Origin of the sequence: Streptomyces sp. NPDC058662 (assembly GCF_042716255.1) — a bacterium.
Classification (GTDB): domain Bacteria; phylum Actinomycetota; class Actinomycetes; order Streptomycetales; family Streptomycetaceae; genus Streptomyces.
This window is the reverse complement of the sequence record NZ_JBHXRU010000010.1, coordinates 1-19,039: the sequence shown is the minus strand read 5'-3', so window position 1 is coordinate 19,039 and position 19,039 is coordinate 1. Positions and strand designations below refer to the sequence as shown.

Here is a 19,039-nt window from a genome sequence, read left to right as displayed (position 1 = left end):
TCGGCGTGAGGGACCAGCGATGCGAGCCGAGTGGGGCGCCGTCTCTCTCGGACCCCGACCCCTGCCTGACGACGGAGCCTCCCTTGGCCACACAGGAACGCGCGGTACGTACGCGCAACGCATTGATCGCGTCGGCGGCCGTGCTCTTCGACCGCGACGGCTTCGAGTCGGCCTCGCTCGCCACCATCAGCTCCCAGGCCGGCGTGAGCAGCGGTGCGCTGCACTTCCACTTCCCCAGCAAGGTGGCCCTCGCGGACGCGGTGATCCGGCTGGCGCGCAGGCGCCTCGACGAGATCACCGGGCGCCGGGCCGGGCGCACCCTCCAGGGGCTGATCGACGCCACGCACAGCCTGACCCGGGCGTTGCGCGACGATGTCGTCCTGCGCGCGGGTTTCGACCTGAGTGCCAACGTCTCGCGGATCGGCGCCACATGCGACCTCCGCCACATCTGGCGGGAGTGGGTGGAAGCCGCACTCGCGAAGGCCGAGGCCGAGGGAGTCCTGGCGGACGGGCTGACGGCGCAGGACGTGGCGACCGCCGTCGTCGCCGTCGCCGCCGGGTTCGAGACCCTGGGCGGCAAGGACCCGCGGTGGCTGTCGCGTACGACCGTCACCACCTTCTGGGAGCTGCTGCTGCCGCGGCTGGTGGAGAGCCCCAACCTCGGCGGACTGGTTGCCTCGGGCATCGTCGAACGCTGAGCGCGCCCGGTCACCCGCGCGGGTTAACCGCCCGACTGGTCCGTTTGTGCGGGTAGGCGTACGTGCCGCTGCCGGCCTCCCGAGCCGCAAGCTCGTTCGGGAGGCCGGCGGCCGGCCGGCCGCAGCGCCGACTGGGCTCACACGTCTACGTGTTCGGCGCTTCCGCCGGTCGTCAGGCGGAGTGGGCGGAGTAGGCGGCCAGGACGACGTCGTGCAGTGCGTACGGGTCGTGGCCGGAGGACCGGCCGCCCTTGAAGGCCGGCGCGGGTGAGGAGTCCTGGTTTCGCGCCGCCGCGCTCAGTCCGGCGAGGATCCGCTGGCGTGCTGTATCCGGAGCCGGGTGCGCGGAGGAGCGCCCGTGGCGGGCCGTGAGCTCGCGGTGCGGGTCCATCGCGGCCTCGCGCGGTCCGGACCAGGTGGTCGCGGAGGCGCCGGCGGCCCCGGGTGCGAGCCAGTCCAGCAGCCGCCAGCGCGCGGGGGACGCTGTGGAGCCCGGCAGTTCGGCGTAGGGGAAGAGGCCCGCCGTGGCCTGGCGGGTGCGTGAGCAGACCTGGACGCCGCGGTCGCCGACGAGTGACAGCATGGTCTCGCAGCTGTGCAGCAGCGCCCCGTTGACCAGGGGGTGCCCGCCCGCGCTCGCCGTGGGGCGGATGAGGACCTCGCCCGTGGTGACGGCCGCGCGCAGCCGGCCGTGGCCCGCGGGTGCGACGGCCGGGTCGAACGCCTCGCGCAGCGCCGCTGCCGCCCGGACCGCCCGTACCGCGTGGTCCTCGCTCTCCGGGGCCGCCAGGAACAGACCCAGGCTGACCGAGCCCATCGACGCCGCGACGACACCGCCGCAGGCCTCGATCTCGCGCTGGATCACCGTACTCATGTCGCTGAGCGCCGTGTTGATGTCCTCCCCGCGGGGTTCGGCGCGTACGAGGAGCAGGCTCGCCGTGCGACGCACCGCGCTCGGCGACTGCGCCGACGCGCTCGCGGGATGCGGAGCAGGAGCAGGAGCGAGAGAAGGAGCTGGGGCAGGAGCCGCCGCCGGAACGCGTGCGGGCGGTCCGGCGGGGGACCGGCGGGCGGCGGGTGCCGCCAGGGGCTCCGGCGTCGGCGCGGCGGCGGGAGCGGGCCGCTCGCGCCGCGTCAGCGTCACCGGGCCGGACGCGGGCCCGTGGAACTGCAGCTCGCGGTCGTGGTTGAGGATCGCCTGCTGGACGAGCTGGAGTTCGCGGCTGGGCTCCAGGCCGAGGTCCTCGACGAGGGCGGCGCGCAGCCGTCCGTACACGCCGAGGGCGTCCGCCTGGCGGCCGCTGCGGTAGAAGGCGCGCATCAGCTGGCCGCAGGCCCTTTCGCGCAGTGGTTCGTTCTCGACCATCGACTCCAGTTCCCCGAGCACCGCGTAGTGGTGCCCGCAGGCCAGCTGCGCCTCGAAGAGGTCTTCCAGCACGTCGAGGCGCATGTTCTGGACCGTGGTCAGCTCGGGCCACATCAGGCCGACCTCGACCAGGTCCGAGAGCGCGGGCCCGCGCCACAGGTCGAGCGCGTCGCGCAGCAGCAGGGCCGCGGCGTCGGGGGCGCCGGCCTCCAGCCGGTCCCGGCCCTCCTCCGCCCAGCGGTAGAAGAGGTGCAGGTCGACGCGGTCGGGCGAGACGTCGAGGGTGTACCCGGGAGCCTGCGTGCGCAGGGCGACAGGAGGCTCCGACGCCGAGCCGGTGGCGAGGGCGCGGCGCAGGCCCCAGACGGCGTTCTGCAGGATCTTGCGCGCGGTCGCCGGGGCCGCCTCGGAGTTCCACAGCGCCCTGAGCAGTCGACTCGTGGGTACCGCCTGATTGGGCTGCATCAGCAGGTAGCCCAAGGCCGCCCGCTGTTTACTCCCTCCGAGGGCGATCGGCCTGCCTTCGGAGACGGCCTCAAGCGGGCCCAGCATCTTGAACCACATATCTCCCCCAAGACTGGTACGGCGGTGGTTCGGGGCGTTCGTGTCGTCCTCCCCCACAGCACATTACAAACCGGCAGTCCGGTTTTCAAGTGGGATATGTTGCTGACATGCGAACGTCAGTTGGCCGAAGAGCTGCGGGCGGGTGGCTGTCGGGGCCGGGGCGTGGCATCCGTGGCCATGCCATCGGTTCGGGGGTCTGGCGATTTGCCGAACGCCCTGCTCAGAACCAGTGTTGGGGCCGCATGTCAAGCGCTTTCGGGCCCTCCGCGGACCTCTGGTGTTTACCGTGCGGGGTGCCCGCGCGGCCGGTGGTGGCTAGGTGTCCAGGGGTGTGACGGTGTGCGGTATGGCGGTTTCTCGCCTCAGGAATACACCGACCCGTTGGTATGTTTCGCAGAGGTGAAGTGCCCAGGTCACAGGCGGTGAACCCGAGGGAGAGCCGTGCGGAACGTGCGGCGGGCATACGGAAGGGCCGGACCGCGCACGACGTGCGGCCCGGCCCTGCGGCGGGTCAGACGGCGGTCGCGGCCGCTTCGGCAGGCCCTCCGGCGGCCTCCGCGCCGTCCGGCGCCGCCCTGTGCCCGCCGTCCGGCGCCGCCTCCTGCCCGCTGCCCGTCGGCGGCACCTGGCGCAGCGACACCACGGCGACCGCCACGAGCAGCCCGACGATCAACCCCCCGGTCAGGCCGACCACGTTGAGGGCGCCGGTGAAGGCCTCGCGGGCGGGAGCCAGGAGGGCCGTCGCCTCGGGCAGCGGGCCGGCCGCGGACGCCCCGGAGGCCAGCGAGTCGCGTGCGGCCCGCGCGGCGGCCGCGGACGCGCCCGTGAACTCCTCCCCGGCCACCCGGGCCTGGTACACGGCCGTGCCCAGGCTCCCGAGCACGGCGATGCCGAGGGCCATCCCGATCTCCATGGCGGTCTCCCCGACGGCGGAGGCGGAGCCCGCCCTGTCCGGCGGGGCGGAACCGACGATGAGCTCGTTGCCGAGGGTCACCATCGGCCCGATCCCGAGGTAGAAGAGGGTGAAGCCGACCACGAGCAGCGGCAGTCCGTCCACCGAGACCCCGGTGAGCAGCAGGCAGCCCGCGGCGGACAGGAACAGTCCCGCGCCGACGACGAGGCCGGGCCGGAACCGCTGGGCGAGCGCCGGCGCGACCATCGAGGACACCACCATGCTCAGTGCCGCGGGCAGCAGCCACATGCCCGCCGCCAAGGGCGGGAGCTCCCGCACCAGTTGCAGGTACTGGGTCACGAAAAGGTACACCCCGCCGAGGGCCAGCAGCCCGACCAGCACGATGACGAGGGCCGCCGTGAAGCGGCGGCTGGCGAACAGCCGGAGGTCGAGCAGGGGGCTCGTCAGACGGAACTGCCGGCGGACGAACACCGCGGCGATGGCCACGCCGACGAGCACCGAGGCGAGGCCCAGGAGCGTCACCCCGTGTTTCGCCAGGTCCTTGATGCCGTAGATCGCCGGGATCATGGCCGCGAGCGAGAGGGCCACGCTCGGCAGGTCGAGCCGTCCCGCCTCCTCGCCGCGCGCCTCGGGAAGCAGGATCGGGCCCAGCACGAGCATCAGCACCATCACGGGCACCGCGAGCAGGAACACGGAACCCCACCAGAAGTACTCCAGCATCAGCCCCCCGAGGACGGGACCGAGGGCGATCCCCAGGGAGAAGCAGCTGACCCAGATGCCGATGGCCGTCCCGCGCTGCCGGGCCTCCGGGAACATGGTCATGATCAGGGCCATGGTGGACGGCATCAGAGTGGCCCCGGCGACGCCCAGCAGGGCTCGGGTGGCGATAAGCATTTCCGGAGTCGCCGAGTAGGCGGCGAGTACGGAGGCCACACCGAAAGCGGCCCCGCCGATCAACAGCAGTCGGCGGCGGCCTATACGGTCGCCGAGCGTGCCCATCGTGATGAGGGACCCCGCGATCAGGAATCCGTAGATGTCCATGATCCAGAGGGATTCGGTGCTGGTGACGTCGAGCGCCGCGCTCAAATGGGGCAGGGCCAGAAAGAGCACCGTCGAGTCGAGCGAGAGCAGCAGCGCCGGCAGGGTCAGTATGGCCAGTCCGGCCCATTGGCGCGGGCCGGCGCGCAACGGCGCGGGGGAGGGGCGGGGCGCGTCCATCCGGGTTCCTTCCACGGATCGGTGATGCGGGAGCAGCCTCAAGGCATACCCCGGAACTCGAATCCGCCGGTAATCGCGCGGTCTCTTGCAGAACGCGTTTTCCGCGGGGTTGGAATGGGTGGCCGAATTACCGCCCTTCGGATGGCCGGGCGCGGTGGTTACCTCGCGATTACCTTTCGGTGGCGCGCGCAGAAGGACCTCCGTATAGCTTCGCCATGGCAAGGATGGGCGGGGTCTGCAAGACGCGGAGAGGCAGTCTTGGACCGGTGCGATACGCAGTAGGAAAGGGCATCCGGAAGTGATGAAGAGCGAGCACGGCAGCGACGCAGGGACCACCGGCACGACCGGGAACGGGATCGAACCCATCGCCGTCGTGGGGATGTCGTGCCGGCTGCCGGGCGGGGCCGGCCTCGACGGGTTCTGGGACCTGCTGGCACGCGGCGAGAGCGCCATCACCCCCGTACCGGAGGGGCGGTGGGGCGAGGACGGCGCCGGCCTCGGAGCGGGACGGGGCGGTTTCCTCGACGGCGTCGACACCTTCGACGCGCCCTTCTTCGGGATCTCGCCCAGGGAAGCCGCCGCGATGGACCCGCAGCAGCGCCTCGTGCTCGAACTCGCCTGGGAGGCGCTGGAGGACGCGGGGATCCTCCCCGCGACCCTGCGCGGCAGCCGGACCTCGGTCTTCGTCGGCACCCTGCGCGACGACTACACCAACCTGCTGTACCTGCACGGGGCGGAAGCCGTCACCCAGCACACCATGACGGGGGTCAACCGGGGCGTCATAGCCAACCGCGTCTCCTACTACCTCGGTCTGCACGGTCCGAGCATGACCGTGGACGCCGCCCAGTCCTCCTCCCTCGTCGCGGTCCACCTGGCCTGCGAAAGCCTGCGCGGCGGCGAGGCCGGTACCGCCATCGCCGCCGGCGTGAACCTCAACCTGCTCGCCGAGAACGTGCTGACCGAGTCCCGCTTCGGGGCGCTGTCGCCCGACGGCACCACCTACACCTTCGACGCCCGGGCCAACGGCTTCGTGCCCGGCGAGGGCAGCGGCGTGGTCGTACTCAAGCCCCTGGGCGCGGCCCTGGCCGACGGCGACCGCGTCTACGGTGTCATCCGCGGCTCCGCGGTCAACAACGACGGCGCCACCGACGGGCTCACCGTGCCCAGCGCGACAGCCCAGGAGGCCGTGCTGCGCGAGGCGTACGAGCGGGCCGGCGTGGCCCCCGGCGACGTCCAGTACGTCGAACTGCACGGCACGGGAACCCCCGTGGGCGACCCCGTCGAGGCCGCCGCGCTCGGCGCCGCCCTCGGGACCCGCCGCGCGGGCAGCGAGCCGCTGCGCGTCGGATCCGTCAAGACCAACATCGGGCACCTGGAGGGCGCGGCCGGCATCGCGGGGCTGATCAAGACCCTGCTGAGCATCCACCGGCGCCTCCTGCCCGCCACGCTCAACCACGAGACACCCAACCCCCGCATCCCGCTCGCCGACCTGGGGCTGCGGGTGCAGACGGAACCGACCCGCTGGCCCGATGAGAGCCGGCCGCTGGTGGCGGGCGTCAGCTCGTTCGGCATGGGAGGCACCAACTGCCACGTCGTGCTCTCCGAAGCACCGGCCCCGACGGCCTCCGAAGCACCAACTTCCGGAGCGACGGCCCCCGCGGCCTCCGGAGCACCGGCCCCCGCGCCCTCCGAGGCGCCCGCCACGACCGGTCCCGCCGGGGCCGAGGCACGGCCGCTGATCCCCTGGATCGTCTCGGGCCGCGACGAGGCCGCACTGCGCGCCCAGGCCGGCCGGCTGCGCGACTTCGCGACCGCCCGCCCGGCGCAGGCGCCCGAGGACACCGGCCGGGCCCTGATCGCCGCACGCACCCTGTTCGCCGAACGGGCCGTGGTCCTGGCCGCCGACCGCGCGGGCCTCCTCGACGGGCTGGCCGCACTCGCGGCCGGCACCTCCGCCCCCGGCGTCGTCACCGGCGCCCCGCAACCGGGCGGGACCGCCTTCCTGTTCACCGGGCAGGGCGCGCAGCGCACCGGCATGGGCCGCGAACTGTACGAGGCGTTCCCGGCGTACGCCGCCGCCTTCGACGAGGTCGCCGCCCACCTCGATCCGCTGCTCGACCGCCCGCTCGCCGATGTCGTCGCCGACGGCGACGGCCTCGACGACACCGGCTTCACCCAGCCCGCGCTGTTCGCCCTGGAGGTCGCCGCCTTCCGGCTCGCCGAGTCCTGGGGAGTGCGCCCCGACGCCCTCGCCGGCCACTCGATCGGCGAGCTGGCCGCCGCGCACGTCGCCGGCGTGTTCTCGCTCGCCGACGCCGCCCGCCTGGTGGCCGCACGGGCCCGGCTGATGCAGGCCCTGCCCCCGGGCGGCGCCATGATCGCCGTCCAGGCCGCGGAGGAGGAGGTGCTGCCGCTGCTGGCCGGCCGCGAGGGCGAACTGGCCCTCGCCGCGGTCAACGGCCCCCGCGCCCTCGTCCTCTCCGGTGACGAGAGCGCCGCCGCCGACATCGCCCGTGAGCTCGGCGAGCGGGGTCGCAAGACCAAGCGGCTCACCGTCAGCCACGCCTTCCACTCCCCGCACATGGACGCGATGCTGGAGGAGTTCCACACCGTCGCGGCCACGCTCACCTACGCGGAACCGCGCATCCCCGTCGTCTCCACCGTCACCGGTGCGGCCGTCGGACCCGGGCAGCTCACCTCGCCCGCCTACTGGACCGAGCAGGTCCGCCGCCCGGTGCGCTTCCTCGACGCCGTACGCACCCTGGAGGCGACCGGCATCGCCACCTTCCTGGAGCTCGGCCCCGACGGCGTGCTGTCCTCGCTGGCCGCCGACTGCGCCATGGACCCCGGATCGACCGCCGCCGTACCGCTGCTGCGCGGCGACCGGCCCGAGGCGCGGTCCGCGCTGACCGCGCTGGCCACCGTGTTCACGCGCGGGATCGGGGCCGACTGGAGCGCGGTGTACGGGGACCGGGGCGACGCGCGCCGCGCCGAGCTGCCGACGTACGCCTTCCAGCGCGAGCGGTACTGGTTCGACGGCGTCCGCCGGGCCGCCGCCCCGCTGGATCGGCCCGTCGCCGAAGCCCCGTCCGCAGGGCCGGGCACCAAGAACACCGCGCCCCGGGGCGAGTTCGGACGGCGTCTGGCCGCCCTCCCCGGCGCGGAGCGCTCGCGCGCCGTCGAGGAGATGCTGAACGGGCACATCGCCGCCGTCCTGGAGTACGGGCCCGACCGCCGGATCCCCGCCCGGACCCCGTTCAAGGACCTCGGCTTCAGCTCGCTGATGGTCACCGAACTGCGCAGCGCCCTCGCCCGGGCCACCGGCCTGCGCCTGCCCAGCGGTCTGCTCTTCGACCACCCGACGCCGCAGGCGCTCGCCGCGTTCCTGGAGGGTGAGCTGCTCGGCGCCGCCGCCCTGGCGCAGGAGGCCCCCGTACGGGCCGACGCGGACGGCGAACCGATCGCGATCGTCGCGATGGCCTGCCGCTACCCGGGCGGCATCACCTCCCCCGAGGACCTGTGGCGACTGGTCGCGGCGGGCGGCGACGCGATCGGCGAGTTCCCCGAGAACCGCGGCTGGCCCGAGGACCTGTACGACTCCGACCCCGACCGGCCCGGCCACAGCGCCGTGCGGCACGGCGGATTCCTCCACGAGGCGGGCGGATTCGACGCCGCGTTCTTCGGGATATCGCCGCGCGAGGCCCTCGCCATGGACCCGCAGCAGCGCCTGCTGCTGGAGACGGCGTGGGAGGCCGTGGAGCGGGCGGGCATCGACGCCCGCACCCTGCGCGGCAGCCGCACCGGCGTCTTCGTCGGCGGCACGGCCCTGGAGTACGGGCCGCGCATGGACGAGGCCCCCGAGTCCGTCCAGGGAGGCGTGCTGACCGGCACCACCACCAGCGTGCTCTCCGGCCGCATCGCCTACCAGCTCGGACTGGTCGGACCGGCCGTCACCGCCGACACGGCCTGCTCCTCCTCCCTCGTCGCGCTGCACCTGGCGATCCGCTCCCTGCGCTCGGGCGAGACCAACCTGGCCCTGGCGGGCGGCGCGACCGTGATGTCCTCGCCCGGCATGTTCGTCGAGTTCTCGCGCCAGCGCGGGCTGGCCCCCGACGGCCGGTGCAAGCCCTTCGCGGAGGGAGCCGACGGCACCGGCTGGGCCGAGGGCGTCGGCCTGCTCATGATCGAGCGGCTGTCCGACGCCCAGCGCAACGGCCACCCCGTCCTCGGTGTGATCCGCGGCTCCGCCATCAACCAGGACGGCGCCAGCAACGGCCTCACCGCCCCGAACGGCCGCTCCCAGCAGCGCGTGATCACCGAAGCCCTGGCCGACGCAGGCCTGACCCCCGCCGAGGTCGACGCCGTCGAGGCGCACGGCACCGGCACCCGGCTCGGCGACCCGATCGAGGCCGAGGCCCTGATGGCCACCTACGGCGCCGGGCGCGCCGAGGGCGACCCGCTGTTCCTCGGGTCGCTCAAGTCCAACCTGGGCCACACCCAGGCCGCCGCGGGCGTGGGCGGCATCATCAAGATGGTCGAGGCCATGCGGCACGGCCTCCTGCCCAGGACCCTGCACGTCGACGAGCCGACCCGGCACGTCGACTGGTCGGGCGGAACGGTCGCCCTGCTGACCGAGGAACGGCCCTGGCCGGCCGGCGGGCGGCCGCGCCGCGCCGCCGTCTCCTCCTTCGGTATCAGCGGCACCAACGCGCACGTCGTCATCGAGGAGGCCCCGGCGCCCCGTCCCGACGCCGCCCGGGCCTCGGCCCCCGCCCCGGCGGCGTCCTCCGTACCGGATTCCTCCGCACCGGCGTCCTCCCCACCCGTGTCCTCCCCACCCGTGTCCTCCGTACCGGCGCCGTTCGTCCTCAGCGCCCGGGACGAGCAGGCGCTGCGCGCCCGCGCCGCCGACCTGGCCGCCCGCGTACGGGAGCCGGACACCGACCTCGCGGCCATCGGATTCTGCCTGGCCGCCACCCGGACCGCCTTCGAGCACCGCGCCGTCGTGCTCGGTACGGAGCCGGACGGCGTCCTGGCCGGGCTCACGGCGCTCGCCGAGGGCTCCGACGCCCCGCAGGTGCACCGCGGGTCGGCCGCCTCGGCGGGCCGCACCGCCTTCCTGTTCACCGGCCAGGGCGCACAGCGCGTCGGCATGGGCCGCGAACTGTACGCGGCGCACCCGGTGTTCGCCGCGGCGCTCGACGAGGTCCTCGCGGCCTTCGGCGGACTGCTGGAGGTGCCGCTGCGCGACGTGCTGCTCGCCCCGACGGCGGACACCGCCACCAGCACCGACAGCGACACCGACGCCGCGGCCGCCGATCCGGCCGCCCTCCTCGACCTCACCTCGTACACCCAGCCCGCCCTCTTCGCCGTCGAGGTCGCGCTGTTCCGGCTGCTGGAGCACCACGGCGTCGTCCCCGACGTCCTCGCCGGACACTCCATCGGCGAGCTCGCCGCAGCGCACGTCGCGGACGTCATCTCCCTCGCCGACGCCGCCCGCCTGGTCGCGGCCCGGGGCCGGCTCATGCAGTCCGCTCCCGCCGGCGGCGCGATGATCGCCGTCGAGGGCGCCGAGGCCGAGATCGCCGCCTCCCTCGCGGGCCACGAGTCCGAGGTGTCCGTCGCCGCCGTGAACTCCATGTCCTCCGTGGTGATCTCCGGCGACGAGGCGGCCGTGACCCGGATCGCCCAGCAGTGGAGCGACGCGGGCCGCCGCACCCGCAGGCTGACCGTGAGCCACGCCTTCCACTCCCCGCACATGGACGGCATCCTCGACGAGTTCCGCGCGGTCGCGGCAGGCCTGGAACTGCGCGCACCGCGCATCCCGATCCTGTCCACGGTGACGGGCGAGCCCGCCACCACCGAGCAGCTCACCTCCCCCGACTACTGGACCCGGCAGATCCGCGAAGCCGTCCGCTTCGCCGACGCCACCCGCCGGCTCGCCGACCAGGGCGTGACCGTCCTCGTCGAGGTCGGCCCCGACGCCGTGCTGACCGCGCTGGCCCGCCGCACCCTGGACGAGGACACCGGCATCACCGCCGTGGCGCTGATGCGCTCCGGGCGCTCCGAGACGGACACCCTCAGCGCCGCGCTCGCCCAGGCGTACGCCCACGGCGCACCGCTGGACGCCGCCTCCTTCCACCCGGGAGCCGCACGCACCGAACTGCCCGTCTACCCCTTCCAGCACCGGCACTTCTGGCTCGGCCCCACGCGGCGCACCGACGCCCGCAGCCTCGGCCTCGACGCCGCCGAGCACCCGCTGCTGACCGCCGCCGTCGAGTTCGCGGGGCGTGAGGACGCCCTGTTCACCAGCCGCATCTCGCGCTCCGCGCAGCCCTGGCTGGGCGACCACACCATCCTGGGGACGGTCCTTGCGCCGGCCACCGCCTTCCTGGAACTCGCCGCCGCCGCCGGCGGCCACGTCGGAGCCCCGCACGTGGAGGACCTGACGCTGGAGGCGCCGCTGCCGCTCCCGCACCGCGACCCCGTACGGGTCCAGGTCGCGCTCGACGCCCCGGACGCCTCCGGAACCCGCCCCTTCACGATCCACGCGCGCCCCGACGGCGACGACCGGTCGCTGCCCTGGACCCGGCACGCCACCGGAGTCCTCACCCCGACGCCGTCGCGGCCGGCGGCCGACGCCGATCTCGCCCAGTGGCCCCCGGCCGACGCCGAGCCGGAACCGCTCGACGGGATCTACGCCCGCCTGGCCGACGCGGGCTACGCGTACGGGCCCGCCTTCCAGGGACTGCGCGGCGTGTGGCGGCGCGGCGCCGACGTCTTCGCCGAGGTGCGCCTGCCCGAGGCACTGGCCGAGAGTGCCGGGCGGTACGGGATCCACCCCGCGCTCCTGGACGCCGTACTGCACCCCCTCGTGCTGGACGGCGCGGACGACGCCGACAGCATCCGGCTGCCGTTCAGCTGGAGCGGCGTGAGCGTGTACGCCACCGGCGCCGCCGAACTGCGCGTCCGGATCTCCCCGGCCGGCGCCGGAGCCGCCTCCCTCACCCTCGCCGACGGCAGCGGCGCCCCCGTGGCCTCGGTGGAGGCCCTCGCGCTGCGCGCCGTGCCCAAGGAGCGCCTCACCGCCCCGACCGGCGGCGCCGACGGGCTGTTCACCGTGGAGTGGCCGGTCCTGCCGGCGCCCGCCCCCGACGGTTCCCTCACCTGGACCGAGGCCGAGGGCCCCCTCGCCGACGCCGAACCGGCGGACGTCGTGGTCGTACGGGTGAGCCCGCCGCCGGCCGGCGACGGCGACCCGCACCCCGCCGCCCGGCAGGCGCTGGAGCTCGTACGCGAGTGGCTGGCCGACGAGCGGTTCACCGCCTCGCGCCTCGCCGTCGTCACCCGCGGCGCCGTCGGCGTCCTGCCCACCGACCGGGTGGACCTGGCCACGGCCGCCGTGTGGGGGCTGATCCGCTCCGCCCAGTCCGAACACCCCGGCCGCGTGGTGCTCGTCGACCTCGACCCGGACGACGACACCGCCGCCCGCGCGGAGGCGTCGGCCGGCTTCCCGCCGGCCGCCGCCCTCGCCGCGGACGAACCGCAGCTCGCCGTGCGCGGCGGCCGGGTGCACGCCCCCCGGCTCGCCCGCACCGCGCGGACGGGGGAGCCCCGAGCCCCCCGCTTCGGCGCCGACGGCACAGTCCTGATCACGGGCGGCACCGGCGGCCTCGGTGCGCTGTTCGCCCGCCACCTGGTCACCGAGCACGGGGTGCGGCACCTGCTGCTCGCCTCCCGGCGCGGTGCGCAGGCGCCCGGCGCGGCGGAGCTGACGGCCGAACTGGCCGCGCTCGGCGCGCAGGTGACCGTCGCCGCCGCCGATGTCGGCGACCGGGCGCAGGTCGCCGCGCTGCTGGCGGCCGTACCCGCCGACCACCCGCTGACCGCCGTCGTGCACACCGCCGGAATCCTCCAGGACGCGACCGTCCGGTCGCTGAGCGCAGACAGCCTCGACGCGGTGCTCACCCCCAAGGCCGACGCCGCCCGCCACCTGCACGAGCTGACGCTGGACCTGGACCTGTCGGCCTTCGTGCTGTTCTCCTCGGTGTCCGGCGTCACCGGCACCGCGGGGCAGGCCAACTACGCCGCCGCGAACACCTACCTGGACGCGCTGGCACACCACCGGGCCGCCCTCGGACTCCCCGCCACCTCGCTGGCCTGGGGCCTGTGGGACGCCACCCAGGGCATGGGCGCCGGCCTCACCGAAGCACACCTGGCGCACTGGGCACGGGGCGGAGTGTCACCGCTCGCCCCCGCGCACGGACTCGCCCTCTTCGACGCGGCCCTCGCCGGGGACGAGCCGCTGCTCGTCCCCGTGGCCCTGGACCCGTCCCGCCTCGCGGCGGGCGACGCACCCGTCCCGGCCCTCTACCGGGGGCTGGTGCGCGGCCGCCCGCGCCGCGCGGCCCGCGCGGGTACCGGGGGCGCCGGCGCCGGAGCGGAGTCGACCTGGACCCGGCAGATCGCCGAACTCCCCGAGGCACGGCGCAAGGACGCCGTCCTGACCCTGGTCCGCGCCACCGTCGCCGCCGTCCTCGGACACGCCGGCGCCGAGGCCGTCGACCCGTCCCGCGCCTTCAACGACATCGGCTTCGACTCCATGGCCGGCGTGGACCTGCGCAACCGCCTCGGCACGGCCACCGGACTGCGGCTGCCCGCCACCGTCGTCTTCGACCAACCGACCCCGGCCGCGCTCGCCGCGTACCTGCTCACCAAGGCCGCGCCGGGCGACGGGGAGGCCCCCCGCGCCCGCGGGAACCGGGCCGGGACCCGCGCCGACGAGCCGATCGCCATCGTCGGCATGGCCTGCCGCTTCCCCGGCGGCGTCTCCTCACCCGCGGACCTGTGGCGGCTGGTCGCCGACGGCGTGGACGCCGTCTCCGCCTTCCCCACCAACCGGGGCTGGGACCTGGAGAAGCTGTACGACCCGGACCCGTCCCGGATCGGCACCTCCTACACCCGCCACGGCGGCTTCCTGCACGACGCGGACCTCTTCGACCGCGAGCTCTTCGGCATGTCGCCGCGCGAGGCGACCGCCACCGACCCCCAGCAGCGCCTGCTGCTGGAGACGGCCTGGGAGACCTTCGAGAGCGCGGGCATCGACCCGGCGACGCTGCGGGGCAGCGAGACCGGCGTGTTCACGGGCGCCATGTACGACGACTACGCGTCCCGACTCGGCTCCACCCCCGCCGAGTTCGAGGGCTTCATGCTCGCGGGGAACCTGTCCAGCGTGCTGTCCGGACGGCTCTCCTACACGTACGGACTCGAAGGCCCCGCCGTCACCGTCGACACGGCCTGCTCCTCCTCGCTCGTCGCGATGCACCTGGCCGCGAACGCGCTGCGCTCGGGGGAGTGCGACCTGGCCCTCGCGGGTGGTGTCACCGTCATGAACAGCCCGCACACCTTCGTGGAGTTCTCCCGCCAGCGGGGCCTGTCCGAGGACGGCCGCTGCCGGTCCTTCTCGGCGGACGCCGGCGGCACCGGCTGGGCCGAAGGCGTCGGCCTGCTCCTCGTCGAACGGCTCTCCGACGCCCGGCGCAACGGCCACCGGGTACTCGCGGTGATCCGCGGATCGGCGGTGAACCAGGACGGCGCGAGCAACGGCCTCACCGCCCCCAACGGCCCCTCCCAGGAGCGGGTGATCCGCCAGGCGCTCGCCAACGCGGGCCTGGGCACCGCGGACGTGGACGCGGTCGAGGCGCACGGCACGGGCACGACGCTCGGCGACCCGATCGAGGCCCAGGCCCTGCTCGCCACCTACGGCCGGGACCGGCCCGACGGACGGCCGCTGTTCCTGGGCTCGCTGAAGTCCAACATCGGCCACTCCCAGGCGGCCGCGGGCGTCGGCGGCGTCATCAAGATGGTCGAGGCGCTGCGCCGCGGCACGCTGCCCAAGACCCTGCACGCCGAGGAACCGTCCTCGCACATCGACTGGGACTCCGGCGCGCTGTCCCTGCTGACCGAGACCCGCGACTGGCCGCAGACGGACCGCCCGCGCCGGGCCGGTGTCTCCTCCTTCGGCATCAGCGGCACGAACGCGCACGTCATCATCGAGCAGGCGCCCTTGGCCCCCGACCCGGCCCCCGCCGCGGACGTCACCGGTCCCGACGGCACCACCCTGCCCTGGATCATCACCGGCAAGGACGAGAAGGCCGTACGGGCCCAGGCCGCGGCCCTCCTCAGGTTCGTCGAGGCCGACCCCCGGCTGTCCGCCGTCGATATCGGCCACTCGCTGGCCACCGGCCGCGCCCGGCTCGACCAGGGCGCCGCGGTCCTCGGCCGGGACCGGGAGTCCCTGCTGCGCGGCCTCACGGCCCTCGCCGGCTCCGCGGTCGGCGAGAACGTCCCCGGGGTGGTCACCAGCCGCACCACCCGGCCCGGCAAGACGGCCTTCCTGTTCACCGGACAGGGCAGCCAGCGCCTGGGCATGGGGCGTGAGCTCTACGCCACGCACCCCGTCTTCGCCACCGCCCTCGACGAGGTCTGCGCCCATCTGGACGCCGAACTGGCCCGCCCCCTCAAGGACGTCCTGTTCGCACCGGAGGCCTCCGCCGACGCCGCACTCATCGACCAGACCGCCTTCACCCAGGCCGCGTTGTTCTCCGTCGAAGTCGCGCTGTTCCGCCTCTTCGAGCACTACGGATACCGCCCGGACTACCTCCTGGGCCACTCCATCGGCGAGGTCACGGCCGCCTACGTCGCCGGAGTCCTCGACCTCGCCGACGCCTGCGTGCTCGTCGCCGGGCGCGGGCGGCTGATGCAGTCCGCCCCCGAGGGCGGCTCGATGGCCGCCATCGAGGCCGGCGAGGAGGAGGTCCGTACCTCCCTCGCCGCGTACGGGGGCCACCGCGTGGCCGTCGCGGGCGTCAACGGCCCCCGCGCGGTGGTGATCTCGGGCGACGAGGACGCCGTCGAGGAGATCACCGGGACCTGGCGCGCCCGGGGTGTCCGCACCAAGCGCCTCCCGGTCTCCCACGCCTTCCACTCGCCGCACATGGACGAGGTGCTCGACGAGTTCCGCGCGCTGGCGTCCGGACTGACCTTCCGCGCGCCGCGCATCCCGGTCGTCTCCAACGTCACCGGCACGCTCGCCACCGACGCGCAGCTCACCTCACCCGACTACTGGGTCCGCCACATCCGGGAGGCCGTCCGCTTCCACGACGGCGTGCGGTACCTGGAGGCGGAAGGCGTCACCGAGTACGTGGAGCTCGGCCCGGACGGCGTCCTGACCGCCCTGGCCGAGAACTGCCTGGCCCAGGAGGCGGGCCTGCTCACCCCCGCGCTGCGGCGCGGCCGGTCCGAGTCCGAGGCCGTCGCGGGAGCGCTGGCCCTGCTCGCGCTGCGCGGCGCCACCCCCGACTGGGACGCGCTGTTCCGCGGCGCCCGGCGCGTGGACCTGCCTACGTACGCCTTCCAGCACGAGCGCTACTGGCTGGACGCCGTCGAGCCCCCGCTGGACGCGGAGGGCCTCGGCCTGACGGCCGCCGGGCACCCGCTGCTCGGCGCGGCCGTAAGCCTCGCCGACCGCGACACGCACGTCTTCACCGGTCTGCTCTCGCTGCGCACCCACCCCTGGCTGGCGGAACACGCCGTGTCCGGGACCGTGCTGCTGCCCGGCACGGGCCTGGTGGAACTCGCCGTCCGGGCCGGCGAGCAGCTCGGCGCCCCCACCGTGGCGGAACTCCTGCTCTCCGCGCCGCTGGTGCTGCCCGAGCGCGGAGGACTGCGGATCCAGGTGGTCGTCGGCGAGGCCGACGCGGGCGGCGGCCGGCCCGTGGAGGTGTACTCGCGGCCCGACGGCGAGGACAGCGACCTGCCCTGGGTGCTGAACGCGGGCGGCCTGCTCGGCCCGGCCCCGGCGGAGCCGGCCGAGTCGCTCGTGGTCTGGCCCCCCGCCGGAGCCACGGAGGTGTCGCTGGACGGCGCGTACGACCGGTTGGAAGAGCTGGGCTTCGCCTACGGGCCTGCCTTCCGCGGTCTGCGACGGGCCTGGCGGGGCACGGGGGAGGTGTTCGCCGAGGTCGTGCTGCCCGAGGAGCAGCGGGCCGAGGCGGGCCGCTTCCTACTCCACCCGGCACTGCTCGACGCCGCCCTGCACACCCTGCTCCCCGGAGTGGTCGAGGAGGCGGGACAGGCCAGGCTCCCGTTCGCCTGGTCGGGGGTGAGCGTGCACGCGGTGGGCGCGAGCACCCTGCGGGTCCGCCTCGCGGTGACCGAGCAGGGCGCCGACACCCTGGAAGCCTCCCTCACGGTCGCGGACGGTACGGGCGCCCCGGTGGCGACCGTCGCCTCGCTGTCGCTGCGGCCGCTGTCGAAGGAGGCGCTGCGCGCCGCCGCCGCACCGGCCGGCCCGGACGGGCTGTTCGCCGTCAGGTGGACCCCGCTCCCGGAGAGCGGCGCGGCGGCGGCGGACACCCCGGCCACGGTGCTGGAGGTACGCTCCGGCGGCCCCGGCCCGGACGACAGCGCGGGCGCGGACGCGCGCGCCCTCGTACGGGAGACGCTGCGATCGGTCCAGGAATGGCTGGCGGACGAGGCGCACGAGGACGGCGTCCTGGTCGTCCTGACCCGCGGCGCACTCGCGGTGGACGGGGAGCCGGTAGCCGATCTCGCGGCCTCGGGTGTCTGGGGCCTGCTGCGCACGGCCCAGACGGAGAACCCGGGCCGGATCGTCCTCGCGGACGTCGACGCCGATGTCACCGCCGACCTCGTCCTCGCGCAGGGAGAGCCGCAACTGGCCCTGCGTGACGGCCGGTTCCTCGTACCGAGGTTCGCCCGGTCCGGCGCTTCGGAGCAGGCCGGAGCCGTGGACTGGAGCGCGGGCACGGTGCTGGTCACCGGGGCCTCCGGCACCCTGGGCGGTGTACTGGCCCGGCACCTGGCCGTGGAGCACGGCGCCCGGGACCTCCTGCTGGTGTCGCGCCGTGGCCAGGGGGCTCCCGGCGCGGACGAGCTGGCGGCGGAGCTGGAGTCCCTCGGGGCGCGGGTCGCCTTCGCCGCGTGCGACGTGGGTGACCGGGAGGCGCTGGCGGCTGTCGTCGCGGCGGTGCCCTCCGACCGGCCGTTGACTGCCGTGGTGCACACGGCCGGGGTGCTGGACGACACGGTGCTGACGGACCTCACGCCGGAGCGGCTGGACGCGGTACTGAAGCCCAAGGTCGACGCCGCGTGGAACCTGCACGAGCTGACCCGCGACCTCGACCTGACGGCCTTCGTCCTCTACTCGTCGATCGCCGGCCTCATCGGCAACGCGGGCCAGGCCAACTACGCCGCGGGCAACACCTATCTGGACGCCCTGGCGCAGCACCGGGCGGCCCTGGGGCTCGCGGCCACCTCGCTGGCGTGGGGCCTGTGGAACCAGACCAGCGCCATCAGCGGTGAACTCGACGCCACGGACCTGCGGCGACTGGCCCGCATCGGACTGCTCCCGCTCGAATCGGCCGAGGCCATGCGGCTGTTCGACACGGCGACGTCCGGCGGCGAGCCCGTCCTCGCGGTCACCCGGCTGGACACCGCGGCCCTGCGCGCCAACGCCGAGTCCCTGCCCCCCGTGCTGCGGGGCCTGGCCCCCGCCGCCCGCCGCCGTACGGCGGCGGCGCAGGCCGGCGTGCAGGACGCGACCGGCCCGTCGCTGGCGCGGCGGCTCGCCGGTCTGACGGCCGCCGAGAGGGAGCGGGCGCTGGTCGACCTCGTACGGGGCCAGGTGGCCGGTGTGCTCGGCCACTCCGACCCGAACGCGGTCAAGGCCGACCGGGCGTTCCAGGAGCTCGGCTTCGACTCGCTGACCGCGGTCGAGCTGCGCAACCAGCTGGGCCGGGCGACCGGTCTGCGCCTGCCGACCACCCTCGTCTTCGACCACCCCAGCCCGGCGGCCCTCGCGGAGCACCTCGGCCGGCAGATCAAGGTCGAGGAGGTCTCGCCCGCGGACCCGGTCGTCGCCGAACTGAACCGGCTCAAGGCGGCGGTCCGCCAAGCCGCCGGGGACCCGGCAGGCTACGACCGGATCGCCGACGAGTTGCGGGAGCTGCTCAGCATCGCCGACACGGCGGGCGGCAGGACCGCCCCGACGGCCGAGGCCGACGACGACGCCGACCTGGACTCGGCGAGCGACGAGGAGCTCTTCGCCCTGATCAACGAACTGGACTGACCGACGCGGAAGGGGCTTCGGCGTCCGGGCCGGGGCCCCGGCCTCCGTCCGGGCCGAGGCCCCGGACCCCGCATCCGGCACCGACACCTGACCGATCCACGCAGTTAAGCGGCCGCCCCGCGCCCCACGCG

4 protein-coding genes are annotated in these 19,039 nt (G+C 74.9%); 2 read left to right on the top strand and 2 right to left on the bottom strand.

Annotated elements, in window-relative coordinates; all coding sequences use genetic code 11:
• Window positions 1–83 precede the first annotated feature (83 nt).
• The gene (locus tag ACFWUQ_RS06325; RefSeq protein WP_384533602.1) at window positions 84–698 is read left to right on the top strand and encodes a ScbR family autoregulator-binding transcription factor; all 615 of its coding nucleotides are present in this window, start codon (window positions 84–86) and stop codon (window positions 696–698) included.
• Window positions 699–870: 172 nt separating this feature from the next.
• Here the strand turns inward: ACFWUQ_RS06325 and ACFWUQ_RS06320 are convergent, their stop codons facing one another.
• Window positions 871–2,628 carry a BTAD domain-containing putative transcriptional regulator gene (locus tag ACFWUQ_RS06320; protein WP_384533599.1) on the bottom strand — a complete coding sequence of 586 codons (1,758 nt, stop codon included), beginning with the start codon at window positions 2,626–2,628 and terminating at the stop codon, window positions 871–873.
• 511 nt (window positions 2,629–3,139) lie between these two features.
• On the bottom strand, window positions 3,140–4,759 hold the full coding sequence (locus ACFWUQ_RS06315) for an MFS transporter (protein ID WP_384533595.1): 1,620 nt from the start codon (window positions 4,757–4,759) through the stop codon (window positions 3,140–3,142).
• Between the two features lie 301 nt (window positions 4,760–5,060).
• Between ACFWUQ_RS06315 and ACFWUQ_RS06310 the strand changes: the two genes are divergently transcribed.
• On the top strand, window positions 5,061–18,908 hold the full coding sequence (locus ACFWUQ_RS06310; RefSeq protein WP_384533593.1) for a type I polyketide synthase: 13,848 nt from the start codon (window positions 5,061–5,063) through the stop codon (window positions 18,906–18,908).
• Window positions 18,909–19,039: the final 131 nt, after the last annotated feature.